Source organism: Lacrimispora algidixylanolytica (assembly GCF_003609635.1).
Classification (GTDB): domain Bacteria; phylum Bacillota; class Clostridia; order Lachnospirales; family Lachnospiraceae; genus Lacrimispora; species Lacrimispora algidixylanolytica.
Genome location: NZ_MCIA01000035.1, coordinates 209,602 through 233,695, shown reverse-complemented (window position 1 = coordinate 233,695; position 24,094 = coordinate 209,602). Strand labels below are relative to the sequence as shown.

Here is a 24,094-nt window from a genome sequence, read left to right as displayed (position 1 = left end):
AATCTGCAATACGAAGCTGCATGGGCGCCATCTCAAGAGCCGTAATAAGCGCATCCTTATTACCTGCCACTCCCGCGCAAACGGTGCCGGTAAGCTTGCCAAGAACAATTACATTCCCTTTCGCAAGTACCTTTGCTCCTTTGCATACATCTCCGATGATGACAATGCTGGCTTCCGATTCCAAAGTCTCTCCGCTTTGTAAATTACCTTTAAAGAACTGGCCAGTCTGACAAGACAGTTCCATAAGTTTCTCGTTCAGTGCTTTTTCACATCGTTCCAACCGTTTTGCATCTGTATCTACGATGCAGATAATTTCCACATTGGAATGATTCGTAATCTGGTTAATGATTGCGAATTCTTCTTCTGATGTTAGTTGCCTGCCTTCAAGAGTCAGGGTCATTTGTACTGATCCCCAGAATTTTGAATTATCCCCAAATTTTTTCCCAATGTCAGAAAGAAGCTGAGGGAAAGGGATGTCCGGGTCCAGGATGACAGTCATACCTGCTCTGTTGCTTTTAATCACTACGGTATTATGCATCATATCACCTCTTATCCTAGTTAATCGCGAATATTGACCTTCGCTGCATCCAGGGCCCCCGCGTTTACAATGGATTCTAAGTCTGTATAACCATAGTAATACTTGTAAACATTCTTCGCTATATTGGCTGCATTCGATGATGAATAGCCATAAGGAATATTCACAGTAACACAGATCTCCGGATTGTCATATGGCGCATAAGAAATAAAGAAAGCATGGTTCGGTTTATTACGGGCTTCCTGAGCGGTACCAGTCTTACCTGCAATCTCCACTTCAAGGTCAGTAAACAACCTTTTGGTTGAACCATTTGCAATCACTTCTCTCATTCCCTGTTGTACAGTATCCCACGTTGTTGTCGCCGCGTCAATATGAGAAGAAATCTTAGGGGTATAATCTTCTATCAGATTACCTTCAGAATCCGTTGTTTTATCCAGTAGACTGAGTTCAAAAACGGTTCCTCTATTGGCTATTGCCGCTACATACCTGGAAAGTTGCACATTGGTGAACGCATGGCTTCCCTGGCCCATGGCAGAACGCTCTGGAGCGTCTTTGGAAATTTGAGGGTCAAGCTCTGCAATTTCCACACCGGACTTGTGATCAAGTCCAAACTTGGTCGCATAAGTCCGTAAAACATCCAGTCCCAAATCCGGAGAATATACACCTGCAGAATCGGTTGATAAACGATGTCCTAAATCTGCGAATAAATAGTTACAGGAATTTTCGATTCCGCCAATCATATTTAATGGGCCATGATGACCGGAATAGATCCAGCATTTGATTGGAGGTTCCACCTCGGTATAGATACCGGTACAGTTAATGGTCTCATCGGTTGTAATTACACGTTCTTCAAGAGCTGCGACTGCAGTAATAGGTTTAAAGGTTGAACCTGGTGCTTTTCTAGTTTGAGTCGCATTGTTATAAAGGGGCAGAGACATATCTGCCTGGAGCTGGCTAAAATAGGTGCCGTCGCCAATCCGGTTATTATCATATCCTGGATAAGATACGAGTGCAAGCACTTCACCTGTTTTATCATTGGTTACAACAACGCCTGCATTGCAGGGAGATAATGCAAGCTGTGCCGGTGTGATTTCCAGAGTGGACAATTTCTTTAACAAAAAGGAATATGCATCTCCAGTTGCCCTAAGCTGTGCGGCATCTTGCCCACTGTCCTTTAATACTCCTTGATCGTACAGGGCTAGGCATAATTCCTGGCCTGTAATAACATCATCGTTGATGAGATAACGGTAAATTTTCTTAGTAAAGTTACGGTCTTCCTCTAAATTGCTCAGAACATAATCTACAAGTTTTTCAAAGGTATCATCTGCATTGGAATACTTAGAATCAGTCTCAAGCTTTGTGGTATCCACCCAACCATTTGCGATACCATAATACAGAAAATTTCTTAAGCTTATTTCATTAGACTTCCATGCCTGATACTCCTCACTAGAGGTATCTATTAAGTCTTCTTTAATAATGCCTACGGTAGGACCTGAGAGGTATGTATAAATGTAAATCATGTAAGCTTTCATATCTTCCGGCATGTCTTTCATCGCAGTCGCATGATCGCTTAATAATTCATTCCTCAAGTTTTTGAATATTTGCTTTTGAGAGGAGGTATATTTGGTATAAATATTCTTTTCCGTATCAGAAGCATCTGCGTCTTCTAAAGCTTTAAGAGAAAGTACGTTGTTATTAATAAGCTGATAATAAGCGTCCTTAACCGGTATCTTCATATTAGAACCATCTGTATTAGCACCCACTTGATAATCGCCATTAACAATGGTTTTAATAAGGACACCAGCCAAAGATTGTTCAATTAAATGATAAATACCTACTTGAAGGTCAGCATCCTGATTTAAATAAACATCATCTCCAGCGGAGGAGTCTGTCTCATCCTTTGTTTCTCGAATCCTGCCTACGCTGTCCTTATAAATCGTCTTTTTCCCTTTGGTTCCTTGAAGAGAATGCTCCATCGTATATTCAATCCCAGTGCGCCCTATAATATCGTTAATATCATAGTCTTGTTGCTTCTTTTGAAGCTCATCTAACTGGTCCTCAGGAACTTTTCCAGTATAACCTATGATAGGGGCAAAAGGGATGCTGTAATTATAGGCTCGGATGGTAGTTTCTTCTACACTAACGCCTTGTATATCACTAAGATGTTCCAAAATGTCCGCTACGGTTTCATCGCTCACCTGGGAAGCTACTGTGGTTGCTTCATATTTTCGGTATGACATGAGCCGAAGGGCATATCGAATATTGATAATATCAAGGGCCTCTTGATCTGTCAAAGACACCATATTACCATCAGAGTCCTTTAGATCCACAAGTCCGTTCTCTTTGCAGGTTTTTTCAAACAACTCTTTGGCACTTAAATTGGAAGGATATTTGCTTTTTTCATCATCTAGTTCCTCTATGCTTTTTAAACCATAATAATCTCGTAAAAAGCGTTTTCTTGATGCCTCAGAGGATGAGGTATAAACCATATCACCGTTTGGGTCAATGGCCACTTCAAATTTACTCTGAATGGTCTCTTTATGCTTCTGAAGTATCCGTACCAAATTTAGATACATATTGTTTTTAGCGGCAGAATTCTTATAAGCACCGGTGTCCTGAACCGTTACCGAATAAGCAAGCTTATTATAGGCCAAAACCTTTCCGTTCCGGTCATAAATATTACCCCTTGTACCGGCACTGGTAATAGTCTGCTCTGTAATCTGAAGATATTCATTAAGGGCTTTTTCTCCATTGATGATCTGCATATGGAATAGCTTGCTTACTAAGCCCGCATACATGGCAAAACAAATGGTTCCAAGTATAAAAAGCCGCGATGAGACGACTTTTTTAAAAAACTCAGAAGCGATATCCAATAAATCCCTAAACAATGTTAGAATCTCCTCTTTTTCCTGTGTCTTCTAAATGTCGGTTCAATATCAGGAATACCCGATAAAGAAGCAGCGTCGTCACCACGGTAAAAATGATTTCCGGTAAAACTATGTTTATGAAATAGTATCCAACTCTTAACTTCTGGCGAATCAGGAACCGGAAAACGTAAATGTAAAAGTTATAAGCCAATTCATTTAACACGCTGAGTATTAAAGGAAGGGTGATATAATCTTCGTAATAATACTTCGTACAGATACCATTCACATATCCTACATATAGAAAAATAAGAGTGTAAAATCCGAATGGGCCAGTATAAAACAAATCCATTAATAATCCGGAAAGCAGTCCGTAATACATTCCGGCCTCTTTTCCGTGTATAAAACCAAAGGAAAATGTCAGAATTAAAAGCAGATTTGGAGAAGCGGATAAAAACGGTAGCAACGGAAATATACAATTTTGAATCGTAAATGCCAGAATAATCAGCAGTACGTTGAAGAAAATACGTCTCATGTTACTCCTTTTCGCTACCTAGAAGCACCTTCTGTCGCCTGTGTTTCAGCTGGAGGGTTCTCCTTGGAAGCTTCTTCTTTCATCATATCAGATTTTAATTTAGTAACTACTAATACATCCTGCAGGCTGTCAAACTCTGCGGCAGGTACCAGATATCCGGATTTGGTAACGTTGTTGCTATCATTGGTAATATCAGATGCATAACCTACCAAAAGCCCCGGAAGAAACACGGAACTAATATTAGACGTGACAATCTTATCTCCGTCCTTTAAGTCGCTTTCCTTTAAAACGTTGGTAATTCGTAGTCTTCCTTCTTTAAATAAGGTCAAATCACCAGCAATGATACAGCTGTCACCGGATTGCATTGCCATACCACTGACCCGACTGGAATCATCAATGATTGAACGGACTGTTGCATAATTAGCACCCACATCCGTAACAATTCCCACTAAGCCGCCGCCAGCCATAACATTCATATTTACTGCTATGCCATCCTTGGAGCCCTTATCAATACGAAATACCTGAAACCAGTTGCTAGAATCATTGGCAATGACTCTGGCGCCTACCTTCTCATATTGACCGTACTGCTGGTCCAAACCATAAAGTTTACGAAGGCGGTTAAGTTCAAGTTCCTCCGACTGAAGTCTGGTATTCTCCTCTGTCAGCTGTGTGATAATATCTTTCATTTCTCTATTTTCTTTTTGAGCATTGCGTAATTTAGACAAGTCTGTAATTTCACCGTATATAGAGGAACCTACCGAATTAACACCGGACTGTACTGGTATTAAAATATAGCCCACACCGGTACGGAGTGGGGTCAGCCATTCATCTCGCATCGAAGTTAACCCGATTAACAGGACACAAAAAACGGTTAAAGATATAAGAACATATTTACTGCGCTTTGATTCCATTTACAAAATTCCCCGTTCCTTCAAACTAATATAGCAATTATCTCCAATAATTATGTGATCCAACAGCCGGATTCCTAATAATTCTCCAGCTTCCTTCACTCTTTTCGTAAGAAGGATATCTTCCCTGCTGGGAGCCGGATCACCGCTTGGATGGTTGTGGATCAACACCAGGCTTACTGCATGGTGCTTAACCGCTTCAATGAAAATCTCTCTTGGAGAAACCACGGATGCATTTACTGTACCCTGAGAGATCATTACGTCCCTAATAAGGAATCCTTTGGTATTCAAGAACATCACATAAACAAGCTCCTGTTCCCTGTGACGCATATCCTCTACATAGTAGTTCACGATATCAAGAGGGTTATGGAATGAAACTTCACCCAGATGAGCCGTCTTTTTCCAAATACGCTTGGATAGTTCTCCAATGCACAGTAACTGAGCACCTTTGACTTTTCCAATCCCCTTAATCTGCATAAGTTCCTGCATCGAAAAGTGCAAAAGCCCTAAAATACCCTTCTTCGGATAATTTAGGGCTAGTATCTTTTGTGCCAGCGCCAGAGAATTTTCCTCTCTGTTGCCTGTGCGGATAATGATAGACAAAAGTTCCGCGTCGCTTAAGCTCTGTGCCCCTTCTTTCAAACACTTTTCGTAGGGCCTTTCATCCGATGGGATGTCTTTCATGGTTATACGTTTCATATGCCTCCTGTCGCAACTCTCCAGGTACGTGTAAGACATATGTAAGAATCAAATGAACCGATACGTTATGAGGGCTACCCCTAATCCTATAATGCCGGCCATGGTTATTTTTATATTAAAACCAAGGGTAATGACTAGAATGCCGAAATTAACCACCATGGGTGTATCAAATCCAAAGGACTGTCCTGTATTAAGCCATGACAATCCGGATATGCCCTCAGTAAGATTTCCAATAAAGCCTCCTAGTACAACACCGGCAAGCATAAGAAGAAGCAGTACCCAGCAATTTTTGTACTTCATCTGCTCTGCTACCCCTTTTGGTTTAATGGCAGGAATGTCCATTCCTATCATAATATTTTAGCATAGTTTTCCATACGTGTATACCGTTTTTTTAAATTTGGATCAATCCTGCATCCAAAAGCTTTTGGAGGGACATTAAAATACCAAGCTTCGCATGATACCAGGTAAGTCCGCCCTGAAAAAAGACGGCGTAGGGAGGTTTTATAGGTCCATCTGCACTTAATTCAATGGAAGATCCCTGAACAAACGTCCCAGCCGCCATAATAACAGGAGCATCGTATCCTGGCATATCCCATGGTTCCGGCGTCACAAAGCTGTCGACCGGAGCCGCCGCCTGGATTCCCTGACAAAATGCAATGACGCTTTCTGGATTTCCAAAGGTAACAGCCTGAATAATGTCATGGCGGGACTCACTTCCACTTGGAATTACAGGGAAACCTAGCTTTTCATATACATTTGCTGCAAAAACAGCACCTTTAATGGCTCCGGCTACTACCGTGGGAGATAAAAATAATCCCTGATAAAAGGCTTGATTAAGTCCTAGGCTAGCCCCTACCTCTTTACCAAGACCAGGTGCACTTAGTCGATAAGATGCTCGGTCAATACAGTCTGTTTTTCCAGCAATGTATCCGCCGATTGGAGCGAGGCCGCCGCCTGGATTTTTAATGAGCGAGCCAACAATCATGTCTGCACCAACATCGGATGGTTCTATACGCTCCACAAATTCACCATAACAATTATCTACCATACATATTACATCTGGCTTTATATCCTTAACAAATGCAATCAGCTCACCTATCTGTGAAACAGAGAAGGTAGGACGAGTATCATAACCCTTTGATCTTTGAATGGTAACTAACTTTGTTTTCTCGTTAATGGCTTTTTTGATAGATTCGTAATCGAATGTACCATCTTGTAAAAGGTCGACCTGACGGTAACTGACTCCATACTCTTTTAAAGAACCAGTACTCTCTCTAATTCCGATTACCTCTTCCAAGGTATCGTAAGGCTTTCCTGCCGGTGAGAGCAATTCGTCTCCAGGACGAAGATTTCCAGAAAGTGCGATGGAAAGTGCATGAGTTCCGCTAATTAGATTTGGTCTGACCAAAGCTGTCTCGGTATGAAATACACTGGCATATACTGATTCCAGAGTATCGCGGCCAAGATCGTTGTAACCGTAGCCAGTGGTTGCAGCAAAGTGAATGTCACTAACTCTGTTATCCTGCATGGCTTTGATTACTTTCATTTGATTGTATTCTGCATTCTGATCAATTTCTTGAAAATGCTCTTTTAAACCTTCTTCAATTGTTTTTCCAAAATCCAGGACTTTTTTGCAGATACCAAGATTCTCATACATATTATCTATTTCCATGATTCGTTATTCTCCAATCCGTATTTCTCATTGATTTCCTTTACCATGGATTCCAGTACCTTATCCTGATCATAGGAAAAGTCGGGTAGATTCAGCCACCTTACATCTCGTTCTCTTTTAAACCAGGTAATCTGTCGTTTGGCAAAATGTCTCGTGTCTCTCTTTAAGAGATATATCGCATCGGATAGGGTGCAATCTCCCTGAAGATAATCGAGGATCTCTTTATAACCAAGCCCCTGCATGGAAACCATATTCCTGGTGCAGCCTGAGGCTTTTAGCTCTTTCACTTCTTCTAAAAGTCCCTGCTCTACCATCTGATCCACTCTCTGATCAATTCTTTGATATAAGATATCCCGGTCTGTATTGACTACATAATAGAGAAAGTCATAAGGAGATTTCTTTTCCCGTTCTCGTTTGTTATGTTCTGAAATGCATTCTCCTGTCTGTCTGTGGTACTCTATGGCTCGAATGACTCTTTTTATGTTGTTGGCATGAATCTGTTTCGCCGAATCAGGATCAATAGCCAGAAGTATCCCATGAAGATGCTCAGCACCTTTTTCTTCTGCTAGAGCTTCTAATTCTTCTCTTATAGAAGTGTCCTCACCATTCTCTGTAAAATCGATATCATTTAATAATGCCTGGATATAGAAACCAGTACCTCCTGCCAAAATAGGGATGTTTCCTCTGGAATATATCTCTTCTAATGATGCTTTTGCCATCTCCTGAAATACAGTTACATTGAATTCCTCATTTGGTTCCAAGACATCAATAAGATGATGGGGGATCCCCATCATCTCTTCTTTTGTGATTTTGGCTGAGCCAATATTCATGCGCCGGTATACCTGCATGGAATCTGCACTTATAATCTCTCCTCCGATCGCTTTTGCAAGACGAACAGACAAAGTGGTTTTCCCCACCGCGGTAGGACCGGTTAAAATAATCAATGGTTTCATTACACTATCCTCTTAAATTTCTTTTCCAGCTCATATTTGCTCATGGAAATAATGGTAGGTCTTCCGTGAGGGCAAGCATAAGGGTTTTCAAGACTGAGAAGCTGATCAATCAACTCATTGGCTTCCGCAAAGGAAAGACGGTTTCCGCCCTTTACTGCCGCTTTACAGGACATGGAAGCTACTCGTTCATATATAATATCTGGATTACTGGCTGAGCCTTCCTCTGACAGACTATCGATCATCTCAATTAAAAGTTCTTTCTTTGCAATGGAGAAAAGGTTTGCAGGAACTCCTCTGACCGCATATTCTCTTCCTCCAAAAGGTTCGATCTCAAAACCCATTTCATTGAAATATTTCAAATGCTGTTTTAATAAAACCTCTTCGTTCCGGTTTAGGGTTAAGATGATGGGAGGATTCACTAGCTGGGAAGTATATTCCCTTGTTTTTAGTGTTGCCATGGTTTTCTCATATAAAACCTTTTCATGGGCAGCATGTTGATCAATGATATAAAGCTGTTCATTAAATTCCACCAGCCAGTAGGTATCAAAAAGCTGCCCAATGAGATTATGTTTTGATCTTGCTTTGGGTTCTAACAGTTTTCCGTCAAAGAGATCCATTTGCTTTGGCTTTTCCTCTGGCTGTACTTCAGCCACGACTTGTTCCTGAGGTTTTAGCCAATTGTCCAAAAGATCATCTGGTTCTCTAACTGTTTGTGGCTGGGTGATGGGGGGCTGAGATGGAATCAGTCGCTTTTGGAACCCACTCGTCAAGTCAGGGGATATACTATATTCTTTCGTTGGCACTCTCGCAGTTTCTATCGCTGCAGCCTGTTGCTGCATTGCCATTAGTCTTCTCTGTTCAAATGGTTCTGGAGCTGGCTCATGCTTTCTACCAAGAAGGCCTTGATGGCTTTCTTCTTTCTTTTTTTCCAATTCAATCTCAGGAATGAGTTCTTTATGGGCAAGAGCACTGGCAACTGCTTGGTATACCATCTGGTATACCATTTCTCCATCTCGAAAACGCAGCTCCATCTTAGTGGGATGGACGTTGATGTCAAGCAGCTCAGGTTCAATCGTAAAATGTAGCATGGTAAACGGGTATTTATGTTGCATCATAAATGGTTTGTATGCTTCTTCGATGGCACGGCAAATTACGCTGCTTTTAATATATCTTCCATTTATAAAATAATTTTCATAATTGCGGTTTCCTCTGGCAATGACTGGCTTACCAATGTATCCCTGAATGGATATCTCAGGTTTTTTAGCAGAAATCTCTAAAAGATTGGAAGCAATCTCTCTTCCAAATACGGTGTATATAATATCCTTTAAATTATGATTTCCAGAGGTATGAAGCTTGTTCTGGTTATTTTGAATAAAGCGGATGGAGACTTCAGGATGGGACAAAGCCAGCTTTTCCACCAGTTCTGCCACATGTGCTCCTTCTGTCGTTGGAGTTTTTAGAAACTTTTTTCTGGCTGGAGTGTTATAAAATAAGTTTCTTGCTATGAAGGTAGTTCCTTCGGGAGCACCTATTTCTTCCAGAGTTTTTTCCTCCCCACCGTCAATTTGATAGCGGGTTCCAGTAAGTCCAATACTGGTTTTCGTAATAAGTTCCACCTGAGATACGGAAGCGATACTTGCAAGAGCCTCCCCTCGAAATCCCAGGGATGAAACGGTGAACAAATCCTCTACGGATTTTATTTTGCTTGTAGAATGGCGCAGAAATGCCAGCGGAACTTCCTCTCGCGCAATTCCGCAGCCATTATCTGTGATCCGGATGAAGGTAGTTCCCCCTTCTTTGATCTCCACAGTTACAGCTGTGGCCTTTGCATCAATGGCATTTTCTAATAACTCCTTTACCACAGATGCGGGGCGTTCAACAACTTCACCAGCTGCAATCTTATTTATGGTGTTTTGATCCAGTATCGTTATATTAGGCATAACAGGCTCCTTTCTGCTTGTCCGTTCATGTTAATCGAACATTAAGGTGCACCCGTTGGTTTTCTTACTGCCAACGGTTCTTAAGCTTTGTCTGCAAGCGGTATAAGATATTAAGAGCATCGATTGGAGTCATGTTCCCAAGCTCTAACTCTCCTAATTCCTTAATAATATCATTGTCTTTAACTGTATCAAACAGAGACATTTGCTGTAAATCCACTTCATCTGGCTTTGGAACAGCTTTTCTCTGGGTTATGTTTGAATTGGTCTCTGCAATCTCTTTTGCTTTCACTGTGATATCAGCTTCACTCAATTCGGATAATAGCTCTTTCGCTCTATAAATAACAGTATCTGGCACACCGGCAAGCTTTGCTACCTGAATGCCATAACTTTTATCTGCGCCGCCTTTTATGATCTTTCTTAAAAATACAATATCATCGCCTTGTTCTTTTACTGCGATGCAGTAGTTGTTTACTCCGCTTATAGTTCCTTCTAACTCCGTCAGTTCATGGTAATGAGTTGCAAATAAGGTCTTTGCACCGAGAAGCTTGGAGTTACTGATGTGTTCTACGACCGCCCATGCAATACTCAGACCGTCAAAAGTACTAGTACCACGGCCGATCTCATCTAATACAATCAGACTGTTTTTGGTCGCATTGCGGAGTATATTTGCCACCTCTGTCATCTCTACCATAAAAGTACTCTGCCCGGATGCAAGATCGTCCGATGCTCCTACTCTGGTGAAAATGCGGTCGCAGATTCCAATGTTAGCCTCTTCCGCAGGGACAAAGCTACCGATTTGGGCCATCAATACAATGAGGGCAGTCTGTCTCATATAGGTAGACTTTCCAGCCATGTTAGGCCCTGTTATAATGGAAAGTCGATTTTTGCTGTTATCCAAATAAGTATCATTGGATACAAATAAATCATCTCTAAGCATCTTTTCAACCACTGGATGGCGGCCATTTTTAATATCAATCAATCCTTTTTCATTAATACTAGGTTTCACATAGTTATTCCTTGTAGCAACGGAAGAAAGGGAAGTAATTACATCAACTCCTGCAATGGCACGAGCCGTTTTTTGAATGCGGAGAACCTGTGCCGCGACAGAATCACGAACCTCAGTAAACAACTGATATTCTAAGGTATAAAGCTTATCCTCTGCGCCAAGGATTACGTCCTCTAATTCTTTAAGCTCATCGGTGGTATAACGTTCTGCATTGGCAAGGGTCTGCTTACGAATGAAATAATCCGGTACAAGATCCTTAAAAGAATTAGTGACTTCAAAGTAATAACCAAAGACTTTATTGTACTTTACCTTTAAGTTTTTAATTCCGGTCTTTTCTTTCTCCCTTGATTCCAGTTCAGCCAGCCAACTTTTTCCTTCCGTCTTCGCATGACGAAATTTATCCGCTTCCTCATGAAACCCTTCTTTGATAATACCACCTTCACGCACTGTAATGGGTGGATCATCGATGATGGCCCGATCAATTAAATCTTTTACATCCGTTAAGGGGTCCAGCTCTTCTTGAAGATTCATCAGCATCTCGCTGTTAAATTCCTCTAATATTTTTTTGATATAGGGAAGCATCTCCAAAGAATTTTTAAAGGATATCAAATCTCTAGGGTTTGCAGTCTTATAGCTGATACGCCCGATCAAACGCTCCAAATCATATATGGGATTTAAGTATTCGCAGATTTCTTCCCTAGAAATATAATTCATATTAAGTTCTTCTATTGCATTCTGACGATTGATAATCTCTGATTTATGTATTAGGGGTTGTTCTATGTATGTACGAAGCATTCTTGCGCCCATGGCTGTCTTTGTTCGATCCAAGACCCATAAAAGACTGCCTCTCTTTTGCTTTTCCCGAAGGGTCTCAAGAAGCTCTAAGTTTCGTCTGGTAGAAGTATCAATGATCATAAACTGACCCGTTGAATAAGGTGTTATGTTGGTAATGTGAGACAAACTGCTCTTTTGAGTCTCATACATGTATTGCATCACGGAACCGGCAGCAATAATCCCGTTATCATAATCTTCTAATCCCAGTCCAGAGAGTGCTGCAACCTTATAATGCTCTTTTAAAATTTTTCGGCAGACTTCATCCGAAAAGAAATGATTATCCAGAGATGAAACTACCGCATGATAGCGGTTTTTGATATCTTCTATATCAACGCCAGAGACATAAAATGCCTCATTGCATATGATTTCAGATGGGTTGAATTTATTGATTTCATCTGTTAGTTCTCGTTCTGATTCTACCTCAGTAACAAGAAAGTCACCGGTACTGATATCTGCAACGGCAATTCCAAAAGTTTCTCCAATATAGACAATGCCCATCAAATAATTGTTTTTTGTTTCATCAAGAGCCTGGGCACTTGTAATGGTTCCAGGTGTTACAACACGGATTACTTCTCTTTTAACCAATCCCTTTGCAAACTTTGGATCTTCCATCTGCTCAGCAATTGCAACTTTATATCCCTTTTGAACAAGGCGTATTAAATAATTCTCAACGGCATGATGAGGAACGCCGCACATAGGCGCCCGTTCCTCTAATCCGCATTCTTTTCCTGTTAATGTTATTTCCAACTCCCTGGAAACGGTAACCGCATCCTCGAAGAACATTTCGTAAAAATCTCCTAGTCTGTAAAACAGGACGCAGTCCGGATATTCCTTCTTCGTTTCCAGATAGTGGGTCATCATTGGTGATAAACCGGCCATGCTTTTTTGTTTCCTCTTTTCTTATAGTTATGGTCTTAAAGTTCCCATGTAATAGAATCCTTTTGATTCATCCAGATACACATTCACGGTTTTTCCGATAAGAGAAGAATCTCCTTTAAAATGAACGGTGACATTATTGCCCATGCGCCCGGTTAAAAGTTCTCTTGCAGGATCATTGATGTCCTCGACCAATACTTCTTGTATTGTATGCTCGTCCCTGCGACACATTTCGGAAGAAATGAGCTTCACTTCTTTTAATAAGCGATCAAAACGGTTTTTTACAGCCTCATCTGAGATCTGACATTCCATCTTTGCTGCTGGAGTTCCGGTACGTTTGGAGTAAACAAAGGTAAAAGCACTGTCAAAACGAACCTTTTTCACCACATCAAGTGTTTCTAAAAAGTCCTCTTCCGTCTCTCCTGGGAAACCTACGATAATATCTGTGGTCAGGGAAATATCCGGCATGGCTGCACGTATCTTGTCCACAAGCACTAAGTACTGTTCCTTGGTATAACTCCGGTTCATAGCTTTTAAAATATTGCTACTTCCAGACTGAAGAGGAAGATGGATATGGCGGCATACTTTTTTAGAGTTTTTCATGGCCTCAATCAACTCGTCGGACAGATCCTTTGGATGGGATGTCATAAAACGAATTCGTTTCAGTTCCTCAATCTGGTCAATCTCGGTGAGAAGCTCTGCAAAGCTTACAGGCTCTTCTAAGTTTTTACCGTATGAATTAACATTCTGGCCTAGAAGCATAATTTCCACAACGCCGTCTTTAGAAAGCTTTTTAACCTCGTCTACAATATCCTTAGAACTTCTGCTTCGCTCTCTTCCACGTACATAAGGAACGATGCAGTAGCTGCAGAAATTATTGCAGCCAAACATAATATTAACGCCTGATTTAAAGGGATACTTCCGATCCGTAGGAAGATCCTCGACGATACGGTCTGTTCCTTCCCATATATCCACTACCATCTTTTTCTTTTGCAAACGTTCCGCCATCAATTCCGCAAGCTTAAAGATATTATGGGTACCAAAAATAATATCAACAAAACGGTAGCTTTTCCTAATCTTTGCAACAACTTCTTCTTCCTGCATCATGCAACCACAAAGGGAAATCATCATGTGAGGGTTTTTCTGCTTTAAGCTATTTAAGTGGCCCAAACGTCCGTATACTCTCTGGTTGGCATTCTCTCGGACCGTACAGGTATTATAAAGTACAAAATCGGCTTCTTCCGAATCCGTTTCCTCAAACCCGATGGCTTCTAAAATCCCCTGAAGTTTTTCTGAATCCCTGGAATTCATTTGACAACCAAAAGTGGCAAGATGAAAGGTAAATGTTTCTTTCTCAGCAACCTCCTTTAGCTTATCAAGCAAAGCCTTGCAATATTCTATAAAATAATACTGCCTTGCAGGCTCTTCAATCGGTGCGTGATGACAGGCTTCATCATAAGTCATATTTATATAATTCATCTACTTAACCTCTTATTTTTATTCGATTTTCCCATTATAACATAAATACTATTGATTGCAAAGTCCAAAATCCACTTGCTCCACCTGTATCCTGCTGGTTGTAATCTGATTGGTAAATGCCTCATCATGCTCAACAAATATCATAGTTGGCTGGAATTCTTTGATTAATTCTTCGATCTGAATTCTCGAATATACATCTATAAAATTCAACGGTTCATCCCAAATATAGAGATGTGCACTCTCGCAGAGACTTCTGGCAATCAGAACCTTTTTCTTTTGTCCTTCACTGTAATCTTCCATGTTGTTATCAAACTGTTCTCTGGAAAAATCAAGCTTTCTTAAAACGGATTTAAAAAGGGGATCTTCCACCCCACATGCCTTGGCATACTCCGTTAAACTTCCGTGTAAAAAGGAAGTGTCCTGGGATACATAAGAGATAATTAAACCGCTGGCCGCTTCAATAACTCCCCTGTATAATAGTGAGCTAAGATCTTCTTCCCTTCCAAGGATAAGCTTAATAATACTTGACTTACCACTCCCGTTTTTTCCTTGAAGTGAAATCCGTTGCCCTTGCTCTAGTAAAAAGCTAATTGGTTTGCACACGGGAGAATCAAAATAGGGGACTACTTCGTTTAACGTGAGAATTCGTTGCATATGATGTTTTGCTTTATAAAGTTTCAGACGTTCTGCTTCTTCCAAGTTTTTTAATAACCCTTTTTTCTCTTCAATTGCATGGTCCTGTCTTTGCTCCAAGTTTTTTCTGCGCATCTGCATCCGTCTGGATTTTTCACCAATATAGGCTCTGGAATCTATGGATTTTTCATGGGCCATGGACTTTTTACCGATTTTGGTTGATTCTACTTGTTCCGCCCATTCTTTGGATTGCTTTGCGGATGCTTCCAAACGGTGTATTCCCTTTTTCAACTTGGTATTTTCAGATAATTCGTATTGGTCTTGTCTTTGCTTGTTGTCATACCAGGATGTGAAATTACCTTTTTGAACTTCTATATTGGATTTATTAATGGATAGAATATGATCCACTGAGGTGTCAAGGAAATTTCTATCGTGGGATACCAGTATAAATCCCTTTTTACTGCTTAAATATTGACTAACCAAAGCTCTTCCTTCCCGGTCGAGATGATTCGTTGGTTCATCAATTAGAAGGAAATGGTTTTCCTTCAAAAATAGCGCTGCCAGAAGTACTTTAGTTCGTTCTCCATTTGATAACGTTGAGAACGGGCGATACAAAACATTTTCATTAACCTGCAATTTGGTCAATTCCCTCTTAAGCTCCCAATACTCATATCCTTCATTAAGGGAATCAAGAATCTCCATGGTGTTTCGATCTTGATCTTCTACCAAAAATGGAAAGTAATCAAATGTAACACTTGAAACAATGCTGCCTGTAAATTCGTAGCGCTTCATCAAAAGGTTTAAAAATGTGGTTTTCCCTCTCCCATTTCTCCCGGTAAATCCAAGTTTCCAATCCGTATCGATTTGAAAAGACACATGTTCAAACACGGGCTCAATGGCTCCTTCGTATGTGAAAGACAAATCTGTAACTTGTATTAACGACATATACATACCTCCAATTCAGCAGAAAGATATTTCTGCACAAAAAAACGGCTGCAAGAATTCAATTCTCGCAGCCGACAGCCACCTGCCTTTTCAGGCAAGGGGATTTACCAATTTTCGCAAATTTAAAAACTATAAATTTACAAACAAAAAAGGCCTGAGAATGAAGTGATATTCTTGCATAACAAACACAACAAAAAAGCATAGGAAGCCTATTACTTATATTGTGTAGTAACATCAGCAAGAATTATAACTTCATTCTTTCACCTCTTTCTTTAAAATATAAATCTAGCATACCATAGAATACAAAATGTGTCAAACATAGAAGACCTAATTTGCTCTTCCAGTAATTGTGATTTCTACTCTTCGGTTCTTTGCCCTGCCATCTTCCGAATCATTGGTAGCAATAGGATTGTAATGGGAATTGCCTTCAATCGACATCTTTTCTGCTTCTAATCCGATGGAGGTCATATAATTTAATACAGTAACCGCACGGTTTACGGAAAGCTGCCAGGAATCAGCTTCGTTATAAGCATCTCGGTTTCCCAAATCCGCAGTATTACCTGTTATGGTAATATGATGAATGTCTCCGTAGATTGCTTCCAGACTTTTTGAAATCTCTTCAATAATCGGCTTGCTTTCCGCTTGTAATATAGCGGTATCCGGTTTAAATAGCATGGCATCTCTCATTCGAATGGTAATTGATGTGCCAGTGGAAGATAAATCTATAGTCTGTTCCAGGTTCCGCTCTTTTACATAAGACTGTAAGCTTTTATATACATTTTCCAAATTATCTGATGGAAGAATGCCTCCTGACTGCTCTGAGCCTTTAGAGGATCCATGATTTAAAGCCTGCTCCAACCCCTGAGACAACTCTTTTACTTTTTGTGAATCAACGGAACTCATACCATACATAATGATAAACAAAGCCAGGAGCAGAGTAATCATATCTGCATATGTAAGTAACCAACGATCAGAATTATCTTTCTCGACTTCATGTTCTACGCTGCCTCTTCTGCCCATCGTACTCTCCTCCTTCGATTAGTTATCAATTCCCTGCTTATATCTCTTCCCGCCGTCTGAAAATGCTTGGAAGTAGAGAGCAAGTTCATTTTCAATGTTCCTAGAGGTGCTGCCTCTGGCTATCATGCATACACCATCTACAATCATCTCTTTTTGAATATGTTTTCTCTTTAACTGTGTCTTTAACTTAGTTGCAATGGGTAAGTAAACAATGTTCGCCAAAAAGACACCGTAAAGGGTTGCGATAAATGCAGTCGCAATAGAACCGGCTAATTTTGATGGATCATCAAAGCCGGCTGCGAGTACCATGATTAGTCCCATTACGGTACCGATAACTCCCATGGTTGGGGAAAATCCGGCTGCGGACTCAAATACGTTGGCCTCAATGCTTCTTTGCTGTACATATGCTCTAATATCGGACTCCAGAGTGTATTGTATATCTTCCGGAGATTTCAACTCCTGAATCAATACAAGGCCTTCTTTTAGAAGGAGATATTCTTCCTGATTAAGCTCAGGATCACGACTTATTTCTTCAAGACATGTTACACCATTCGCTCTATAACGGGTAGCGATCATGGATATCTTAGAGATAATCCTCTCCATACTTCCTGAATGAGGATGGTTAAAACTTTTCATCATCGCTCTCATAGCCATAGCAATGTCTGTAAAAGAAAACGATGCGATAACACATCCTACGGTTCCTCCAAAGACAATGATAAAGGGGCTAACTAAAAACAAGGATGATATTACACCGTGCTCCAGCGCATAACCCGTCAAAAGCGCGGCTACACCAATAATAATTCCAACAATCAGCGAAAAATCCATAATAATCTCCTTTGTAACTAGTATTATAATTTTATAGCTTCAATTTTATCATATTTTGACGAAATCGTACGCTAAAAAAGCGCTAAATTTAGTTTCAAATTTAGATTAAGTGGTATAACAGTCTAATTTCATGTAACAAATAGTATGCTGATATCCGTTTTATGGGCGAACCTGACCATTTCCGTATATGATATATTTGGTGGTGGTCAATTCCTTAAGCCCCATAGGGCCCCTAGCATGTAGCTTTTGTGTGCTGATTCCGATCTCTGCTCCAAATCCAAACTCATATCCATCCGTAAACCTGGTAGAAGCATTGATATAAACAGCAGCGGCATCAACCTCATTTAAAAATTTCTGAGAATTTCCATAATCGGAAGTAATAATCGCCTCAGAATGTCTTGTACTGTACTGGTTAATGTGGTTAATGGCCTCATCAATCGAGCCAACAATCTTTAAAGACAGAATGTAATCCAGATACTCTTTGCCCCAATCCTCTTCTGTTGCAGGCACGAAGCTGGGTTCAAGAGAACAAGCCTCTTTATCAGCACGTATTTCAACAGATTTAAGGGAAAGTCTTTCTTTTAATAATGGAAGAAATTTAGGTGCGATCTCTCTATGAATTACTAAGGATTCGCAGGAGTTGCAAACACCGATTCTTTGCGTCTTCGCATTGAAAATAATATCTAGTGCCATATTAAAATCAGCCGACTCATCCACAAAAACATGGCAATTGCCCGTACCTGTCTCAATAACCGGAATCGTGCTGTTATCTACAACGGCTTTAATTAGTCCTGCGCCACCTCTAGGAATCAGTACATCTACATATTCTCTAAGACGCATAAACTCCTTTGTTACTTCTCGGTCTGTATCTGTAATGAGTTGGATGGAGTCTTGTGGAAGTCCAGCATCTGACAATCCTATTTGTAGCCATTTTACAATAGCTATATTGGATTCCAGGGCATCGCTTCCACCTTTTAAAATTACTGCATTACCAGATTTAAAGCACAATCCAAAGGCGTCGGCTGTGACATTTGGTCTTGCTTCATAAATAATTCCGACCACTCCTAAAGGAACGCGCTTTTGTCCAATGGTAAGACCGTTAGGCCGGTTCTTCATAGATAGAAATTCTCCCACCGGATCTTCAAGAGCCGCAACAGACAAAAGGCCGTCTGCCATGGCTCCAATTCGATCGGAAGTCAGTTCCAGACGGTCAATTAACCCAGCATTCATACCTGATTTAGTAGCTTTTTCTACATCTTTTTGATTGGCAGCAAGAATTTCTGTTGCTCCCGATATCAGGGCCTCAGCCGCTGATCTTAAGCCCTGATTCTTTTTTTCAGAGCCAAGTATCCCAAGAATATTTGTAATCTCTTTCGCTTTCTTTCCAATTTCATGAACTGTCATATTAGAGTCCCCCAATTCTATCCTTTCGGAGTGATAATCCGGTCTACTCGTTTGTCGTGAGATTCTGCCGGAATTCGTTCAAATAGCTGAAAATCATATGCAATAGCTAAGCGGGGGTGAGAAGGCTCCCGTTCAAAGAAACGGTCGTAATATCCGCCGCCGTACCCCAACCTATTTCCTTCCCTGTCAAAGGCGATTCCTGGTACAATAACAGGAGCATCTGGATCACACACCTTTAAACAGGTGGATTTTGGTTCCATGATACCCATTACGCCCTCTTCTAGATCTTTCTTGCCACTTATAGCGTAAAACTCAATTTGTTTGCCCGAAACTTTAGGAACAGCTATGTATTTCCCCTGATTTAGTAAAGCCTCCATGAAACTCCATGTACCGGCTTCCCCGTGAAAGGAAGCATAGCAATAAATACAAAAGGCTTGGTGGATTTCTGTGAGATTTAACAGCTTCTGGCATATAACGTCATTCCATAAGTGTTCCGTAGCAGAGTCCAGTGTTTTCCTTTGTTCCTTAATCCAGCTTCTTATTTCATTCTTTTCTGACTTTTCCATATTTTTCACCCAGATCGGTAATCGATCCGTCTTCTTCCTGAATAGAGATACTATTTAGGTTTCCTCTTAAACTGGAACGTATGGATTCAATATAATCCTTCCGTAAAGCAGCCTGCTCTGCCTTTTCTTCCTCTGACAAACCAACTGATTTGGATTTGTGATAGAGAGCATTGATGCGGTCTAATTTTTCCTGATTCATTTGTTTCTCCTTAATACTCGTGGTTAATATAGTCCATCAAATCAAAATCATGATTGGGATGAGCCATAAACAAAGTTCCTTTTTCTTCCCCCGACATAATCTGTTGAATTACTTCAACGTGATCGCCATTGGCAATTACCATATCTGACCCACCATCGGTAGCAATACGTGCTGCAGCAAGCTTTGCAGCCATGCCTCCGGTTCCTACATCGCTTCCTGATGTGGATTTACCCATCTGGAGAAGCTCGGGTGTTATCTTCTCCACCAGGCCAATGAATTTCGCTTCTGGATTCTGCCTTGGATCATCCGAATACAGACCATCTATATCAGAGAGCAGTATCAGCAAATCAGCTCCAATAAGAGCGGCAACAATAGCAGAAAGCCGGTCATTATCTCCAAAATTATCAACCAGAGGGATTTCAGAGGTGGATACTGTATCATTTTCATTGACTACCGGAATGGTTCCCAGTTTTAACAGTTCATCAAATGTATTCTGGGCATTATATCGGTTGATATCATGAGTCATTGTATTCTTAGTTAATAGGACTTGTGCAGCGATCTGATTATATTCTGCAAACAGTTTTTGATAAACCATCATTAGTCTTGCCTGACCAACGGCGGCAAACGCCTGTTTTTCAGCGATGGTACCAGGCTTGGAATGATGTCCCAAGGCCTGGCGTCCAGCAGCAATGGCTCCAGAAGAAACCAGTATAACTTCCTTGCCTTCTCCTTTTAGATCGCTAATAACACGAATGAGTTTTTCGATTTTTGTAAGATTTAAATCACCGGTACAAGCGTGAGTTAAGGATGAAGATCCAATTTTAATGACAATTCTTTTCTTTTCTTTTAATTTCTCTCTCTCCCTGATGCTCATAGTCTCATCCACTTTCTTCCGTTCTTTTGTTAAATATCTTACATCATTTTTAAAGTTTCGTCAATTTTTATAGAGAGAGCTTATTGAATCTTGCGGCAATAGCTTCTGCGACTTTTAAACCATCCATAGCGGCAGATGTGATTCCTCCGGCATATCCGGCACCCTCTCCGCAAGGATAGATTCCCTTGATGCTGCTTTCAAACACATCATCTCTTGGGATTCTTACTGGGGATGATGTTCTGCTCTCCACACCTGCTAAAATCGCATCCGGTCTTGAAAAACCCTTGATCTTGCGGTCAAATGCTTCTACTCCTTCGATCAATGCTTCTGATAAATAAGCGGGCAAGAAATCACTGATGGAAGAAAATCCATATTGACCTTTAAATGCTGGCTCTACATCACCAAAGCCACTTGATAACTGTCCTTTTTTAAAATCTCCGTAAAGTTGTACGGGAATCTTACCTTCACAGCTTAAATAAGCTGCTTTTTCCAGTTCTCTTTGATAGTGCACTCCGGAAAGAGGACCTGTTGCGCCAAAATCTTCTGGTGTTACGGTTACGATTAAAGCACTGTTAGCATTTTTCCCAGCCCGGTTGTGATAACTCATTCCGTTTACTGCAAGCATATTATCTTCTGAGGAAGCATTAACAACATAGCCACCTGGACACATGCAAAACGTATAAATACCTCTGCCACTTGAACTTTGGTGAGTCAACTTATAATCAGCGGCTCCAAGAACAGGATGATTTTTGACACCATACTGGCAACTATTTACGTTATCTTGAGGATGCTGGATTCTTAATCCTACGGCAAATGATTTCGCCTCCATAGGAACTCCTCTTTTTTCAAGAATTTCAAGTGTATCTCTTGAACTGTGACCAATGGCTAATACGAGAATTTCCGCAGAGATCTCCTCTTCGCCTACAACTACACTAGAGAGTTTACCGTCCTTTATGATAAAGTCGGTTACGCGGCTGTTAAAACGCACCTCTCCTCCAAGGTGATTGATTTCCTCTCTCATCTTTTTTACAATACCACCCAAAACATCGGTACCAATATGAGGCTTATTCATATACAGTATGGAAGGGTCTGCTCCAAACTCTACAAACAGCTCTAAAACCTTGCGGTTTCTCATTAGAGGATCTTTCACCAAGGTGTTAAGCTTACCATCAGAAAAGGTTCCTGCTCCGCCTTCTCCAAACTGAACATTGCAGTCTTGTTTCAAAGTTCCATTTTTCCAGAATTCATCCACTGCTTTTCTTCGTTCGTCCACTGCTTGTCCGCGTTCTAGCAGTATAGGGCGGTATCCGTTTCTAGCAAGCATGACACCGCAAAATAATCCTGCTGGTCCCGCGCCAATAATGACCGGACGTCCGGGCATCGCCTCAGTGCCATTTACAGGGAAGCGATATACCTTTTTCTCAGTTAGTACGACATTGACATTTTTAGCTCTATGTAATACTGTTTTCTCATTTTGTACTTTAACATCAACGGTATAGGTAAAATGAAGTTCCTCTTTTTTCCTTGCGTCAATGGATTGTTTGATAATTTTTAAAACTTCTATTTCCTCAACAGGCATTCTTAATGTCTTTGCTGCTTTTAACCATAATTCTTCTTCCGTATGGTCCACTTTTAATTTTAATTGATTAATTCTAATCATCTTAGTCCTCTTCCCGCATGTCTTCCAGCCAGTATACCACTGGTCCATGCCCATTGTAAGTTATATCCACCACATATTCCATCTACATCTAGTACTTCGCCAGCCAAATAAAGTCCTTTGACCAACGTTGATTCCATGGTCTCAGGGTTGGCCTCTCTTGTATCAATTCCTCCACTGCATACTTGAGCTTGCTCATAGGAATTGAAGGAGGTGACCACTGTCTTTAGCCCTTTTAAGGCATCGGTCAAAGCTTTTATCTGGGCTTGGGTAAGCTGAGCGACATTACCCGAATGTATTCCAGCTTCTTTTAGAAGGATTGGAATTAACTTTTGATTGATTACGCCATTTAAAAACTCTTTGGCTGGCCGATGTCCAAAGCGGTTCCTTCTTTCTGTGAGATATTCCATGGTTTCTTTATAATCCATAGCTGGTATCAAATCCAGTTCTATTATAACTGGTTTATTCTCCTTTAATCCCTTTACCGCAAACCTGCTTACTTGAAAAACTGGAATCCCTGAAACTCCATAATCAGTTAGCTGTAACTCTCCTCGGTCTGAGGCGGTTACTTTTCCATCTACCTTTAGTGTAACGATGGCTTCGGTCCGCACACCGGTTACCTGCTTGTACCACGTTTCCTTGCATTTAAGTTGAACGAGAGCAGGAAGTGGGGGGATAATCCGGTGTCCTAACGCTTTTGCAAGTGTATAACCACTTCCATCGGAACCAGTCTTTGAAGCGGCCATAGATCCAGCGGCCAGAATGACCGCATCTGCCTTTCGTTTTCCTGCCGATGTTATAACAGTAAGATCAGGTTGAATTTGTGTTACCCGACAATCCGTTATGATTTCCACGCCCAGATACTTTAGCTCAGCAAGTAGTGCTTCAAGAACTGCTGTGGCCTGTCCGGAATAGGGATAAATATATCCATTCCTGTCTGTAAGTACGAGACCAAGATCCCGAAAGAAATGAAGTGTCTCTTCTACCGTTACTTGTTTCCTGGCTTTATTAATAAATTCAGGATAGTTACTACGGTAGGCTTCATCAAACTGATTCATATTCGTTAAGTTGCATTTTCCATTGCCAGTAGAAAGAAGTTTTTTCCCTGGTTTTGATGTATGTTCTATAATTGCAACAGAAGCGCCCGATCTGGCAGCTACAATTGCTGCTGTAAGACCAGAAGCGCCTCCGCCTACAACAATTACCTGTTGTTTCATATCCTCCTCCTGTATCTTCAAATGAACTGTTTTAAGGAGTTCATCTTTTTGTTTTAAGAAATTCCTAGCTTGTATAGGATTCCAAGTAATTAAACACCTCTATCATGGAAGTAAACCAAATTCCCTCCATTAGCTTTCCGCGTTCTTCCTCCGGAAAGTCTGTGACAGGCATATGGGTATAGAGACAGATGGTGGTTTTATCTTGATAGAGGACGAGCAAATATCCGTCCTCTGAAACAAGATAATATTTCTCCTTGCCTTTTGCATTGGCAGGTTGGACCTCTTCCTGATTAATGACGATCTGCGCTTCTGTTACGGTTTCGGTTTCAAGGGTCGCACCTGGCAAGGCTTTTTCTGGCCTTACACTGTCTTTTGTTATGACAAACCCAACACCCAAACAGATCGCAGATGCGGCGACGAACAAAAGAAAGCAGAACATATACTTCTTCATGA

General features: G+C 40.8%; 21 protein-coding genes. All 21 read right to left on the bottom strand.

Translation table 11 applies throughout. From position 1 onward, the window contains the following. Positions 1–538 (bottom strand): septum site-determining protein MinC (locus tag BET01_RS21420; RefSeq protein ID WP_120198902.1); only part of this gene is annotated, 538 nt, incomplete at its 3' end. A 20-nt stretch (positions 539–558) separates the two neighbouring features. After that, positions 559–3,423 (bottom strand): penicillin-binding transpeptidase domain-containing protein, encoded by a 2,865-nt coding sequence (locus BET01_RS21415; protein WP_120198901.1) that lies wholly within the window; start codon positions 3,421–3,423, stop codon positions 559–561. Then, on the bottom strand, positions 3,416–3,934 hold the full coding sequence (mreD, locus tag BET01_RS21410; RefSeq protein WP_120198900.1) for a rod shape-determining protein MreD: 519 nt from the start codon (positions 3,932–3,934) through the stop codon (positions 3,416–3,418). The genes BET01_RS21415 and mreD overlap by 8 nt, the downstream gene beginning before the upstream one ends. A gap of 14 nt (positions 3,935–3,948) precedes the next feature. Next, entirely contained in the window at positions 3,949–4,845 is an 897-nt protein-coding gene (gene mreC, locus BET01_RS21405; RefSeq protein WP_120198899.1) for a rod shape-determining protein MreC, read from the bottom strand. Further along, positions 4,846–5,541 carry a RadC family protein gene (gene radC, locus BET01_RS21400; RefSeq protein WP_120198898.1) on the bottom strand — a complete coding sequence of 232 codons (696 nt, stop codon included), beginning with the start codon at positions 5,539–5,541 and terminating at the stop codon, positions 4,846–4,848. A gap of 48 nt (positions 5,542–5,589) precedes the next feature. After that, the gene (locus BET01_RS21395) at positions 5,590–5,841 is read right to left on the bottom strand and encodes a DUF4321 domain-containing protein (protein ID WP_120198924.1); all 252 of its coding nucleotides are present in this window, start codon (positions 5,839–5,841) and stop codon (positions 5,590–5,592) included. A gap of 91 nt (positions 5,842–5,932) precedes the next feature. Next, on the bottom strand, positions 5,933–7,213 hold the full coding sequence (locus tag BET01_RS21390; protein ID WP_120198897.1) for a methionine gamma-lyase family protein: 1,281 nt from the start codon (positions 7,211–7,213) through the stop codon (positions 5,933–5,935). After that, a complete protein-coding gene (gene miaA / locus BET01_RS21385; RefSeq protein ID WP_120198896.1) occupies positions 7,204–8,166 on the bottom strand; it encodes a tRNA (adenosine(37)-N6)-dimethylallyltransferase MiaA in 963 nt (320 codons plus the stop codon). Before miaA ends, BET01_RS21390 begins: the two co-directional genes overlap by 10 nt. After that, a complete protein-coding gene (gene mutL, locus BET01_RS21380; RefSeq protein WP_120198895.1) occupies positions 8,166–10,106 on the bottom strand; it encodes a DNA mismatch repair endonuclease MutL in 1,941 nt (646 codons plus the stop codon). The genes miaA and mutL overlap by 1 nt, the downstream gene beginning before the upstream one ends. Positions 10,107–10,170: 64 nt before the next feature. Beyond that, positions 10,171–12,825, bottom strand: coding sequence for a DNA mismatch repair protein MutS (gene mutS, locus BET01_RS21375; protein ID WP_120198894.1), 2,655 nt, complete (start codon positions 12,823–12,825; stop codon positions 10,171–10,173). A gap of 27 nt (positions 12,826–12,852) precedes the next feature. Further along, positions 12,853–14,301: a tRNA (N6-isopentenyl adenosine(37)-C2)-methylthiotransferase MiaB gene (gene miaB, locus BET01_RS21370; protein WP_120198893.1), complete on the bottom strand. Its 1,449-nt coding sequence runs from the start codon at positions 14,299–14,301 to the stop codon at positions 12,853–12,855. Between the two features lie 48 nt (positions 14,302–14,349). Beyond that, complete coding sequence (abc-f, locus tag BET01_RS21365) at positions 14,350–15,879, bottom strand: ribosomal protection-like ABC-F family protein (protein WP_120198892.1); 1,530 nt, start codon at positions 15,877–15,879, stop codon at positions 14,350–14,352. A 327-nt stretch (positions 15,880–16,206) separates the two neighbouring features. Next, positions 16,207–16,899, bottom strand: coding sequence for an OmpA/MotB family protein (locus BET01_RS21360; protein ID WP_120198891.1), 693 nt, complete (start codon positions 16,897–16,899; stop codon positions 16,207–16,209). Positions 16,900–16,917: 18 nt separating this feature from the next. After that, positions 16,918–17,724, bottom strand: a complete 807-nt coding sequence (locus BET01_RS21355) for a motility protein A (RefSeq protein WP_120198890.1) — start codon at positions 17,722–17,724, stop codon at positions 16,918–16,920. A gap of 159 nt (positions 17,725–17,883) precedes the next feature. Next, complete coding sequence (locus BET01_RS21350) at positions 17,884–19,128, bottom strand: glutamate-5-semialdehyde dehydrogenase (RefSeq protein ID WP_120198889.1); 1,245 nt, start codon at positions 19,126–19,128, stop codon at positions 17,884–17,886. 17 nt (positions 19,129–19,145) lie between these two features. Further along, entirely contained in the window at positions 19,146–19,694 is a 549-nt protein-coding gene (locus BET01_RS21345; RefSeq protein ID WP_120198888.1) for a 5-formyltetrahydrofolate cyclo-ligase, read from the bottom strand. Continuing rightward, the gene (locus BET01_RS21340) at positions 19,672–19,893 is read right to left on the bottom strand and encodes a DUF896 domain-containing protein (RefSeq protein ID WP_120198887.1); all 222 of its coding nucleotides are present in this window, start codon (positions 19,891–19,893) and stop codon (positions 19,672–19,674) included. Before BET01_RS21340 ends, BET01_RS21345 begins: the two co-directional genes overlap by 23 nt. Positions 19,894–19,903: 10 nt before the next feature. Beyond that, the gene (gene proB, locus BET01_RS21335; protein ID WP_120198886.1) at positions 19,904–20,767 is read right to left on the bottom strand and encodes a glutamate 5-kinase; all 864 of its coding nucleotides are present in this window, start codon (positions 20,765–20,767) and stop codon (positions 19,904–19,906) included. Between the two features lie 67 nt (positions 20,768–20,834). Further along, positions 20,835–22,427, bottom strand: a complete 1,593-nt coding sequence (locus tag BET01_RS21330) for an NAD(P)/FAD-dependent oxidoreductase (RefSeq protein ID WP_120198885.1) — start codon at positions 22,425–22,427, stop codon at positions 20,835–20,837. Further along, complete coding sequence (locus tag BET01_RS21325) at positions 22,424–23,662, bottom strand: BaiN/RdsA family NAD(P)/FAD-dependent oxidoreductase (protein ID WP_330513380.1); 1,239 nt, start codon at positions 23,660–23,662, stop codon at positions 22,424–22,426. The genes BET01_RS21330 and BET01_RS21325 overlap by 4 nt, the downstream gene beginning before the upstream one ends. A gap of 43 nt (positions 23,663–23,705) precedes the next feature. Further along, positions 23,706–24,092: a hypothetical protein gene (locus BET01_RS21320; protein ID WP_120198883.1), complete on the bottom strand. Its 387-nt coding sequence runs from the start codon at positions 24,090–24,092 to the stop codon at positions 23,706–23,708. Between the last annotated feature and the right edge of the window lie 2 nt (positions 24,093–24,094).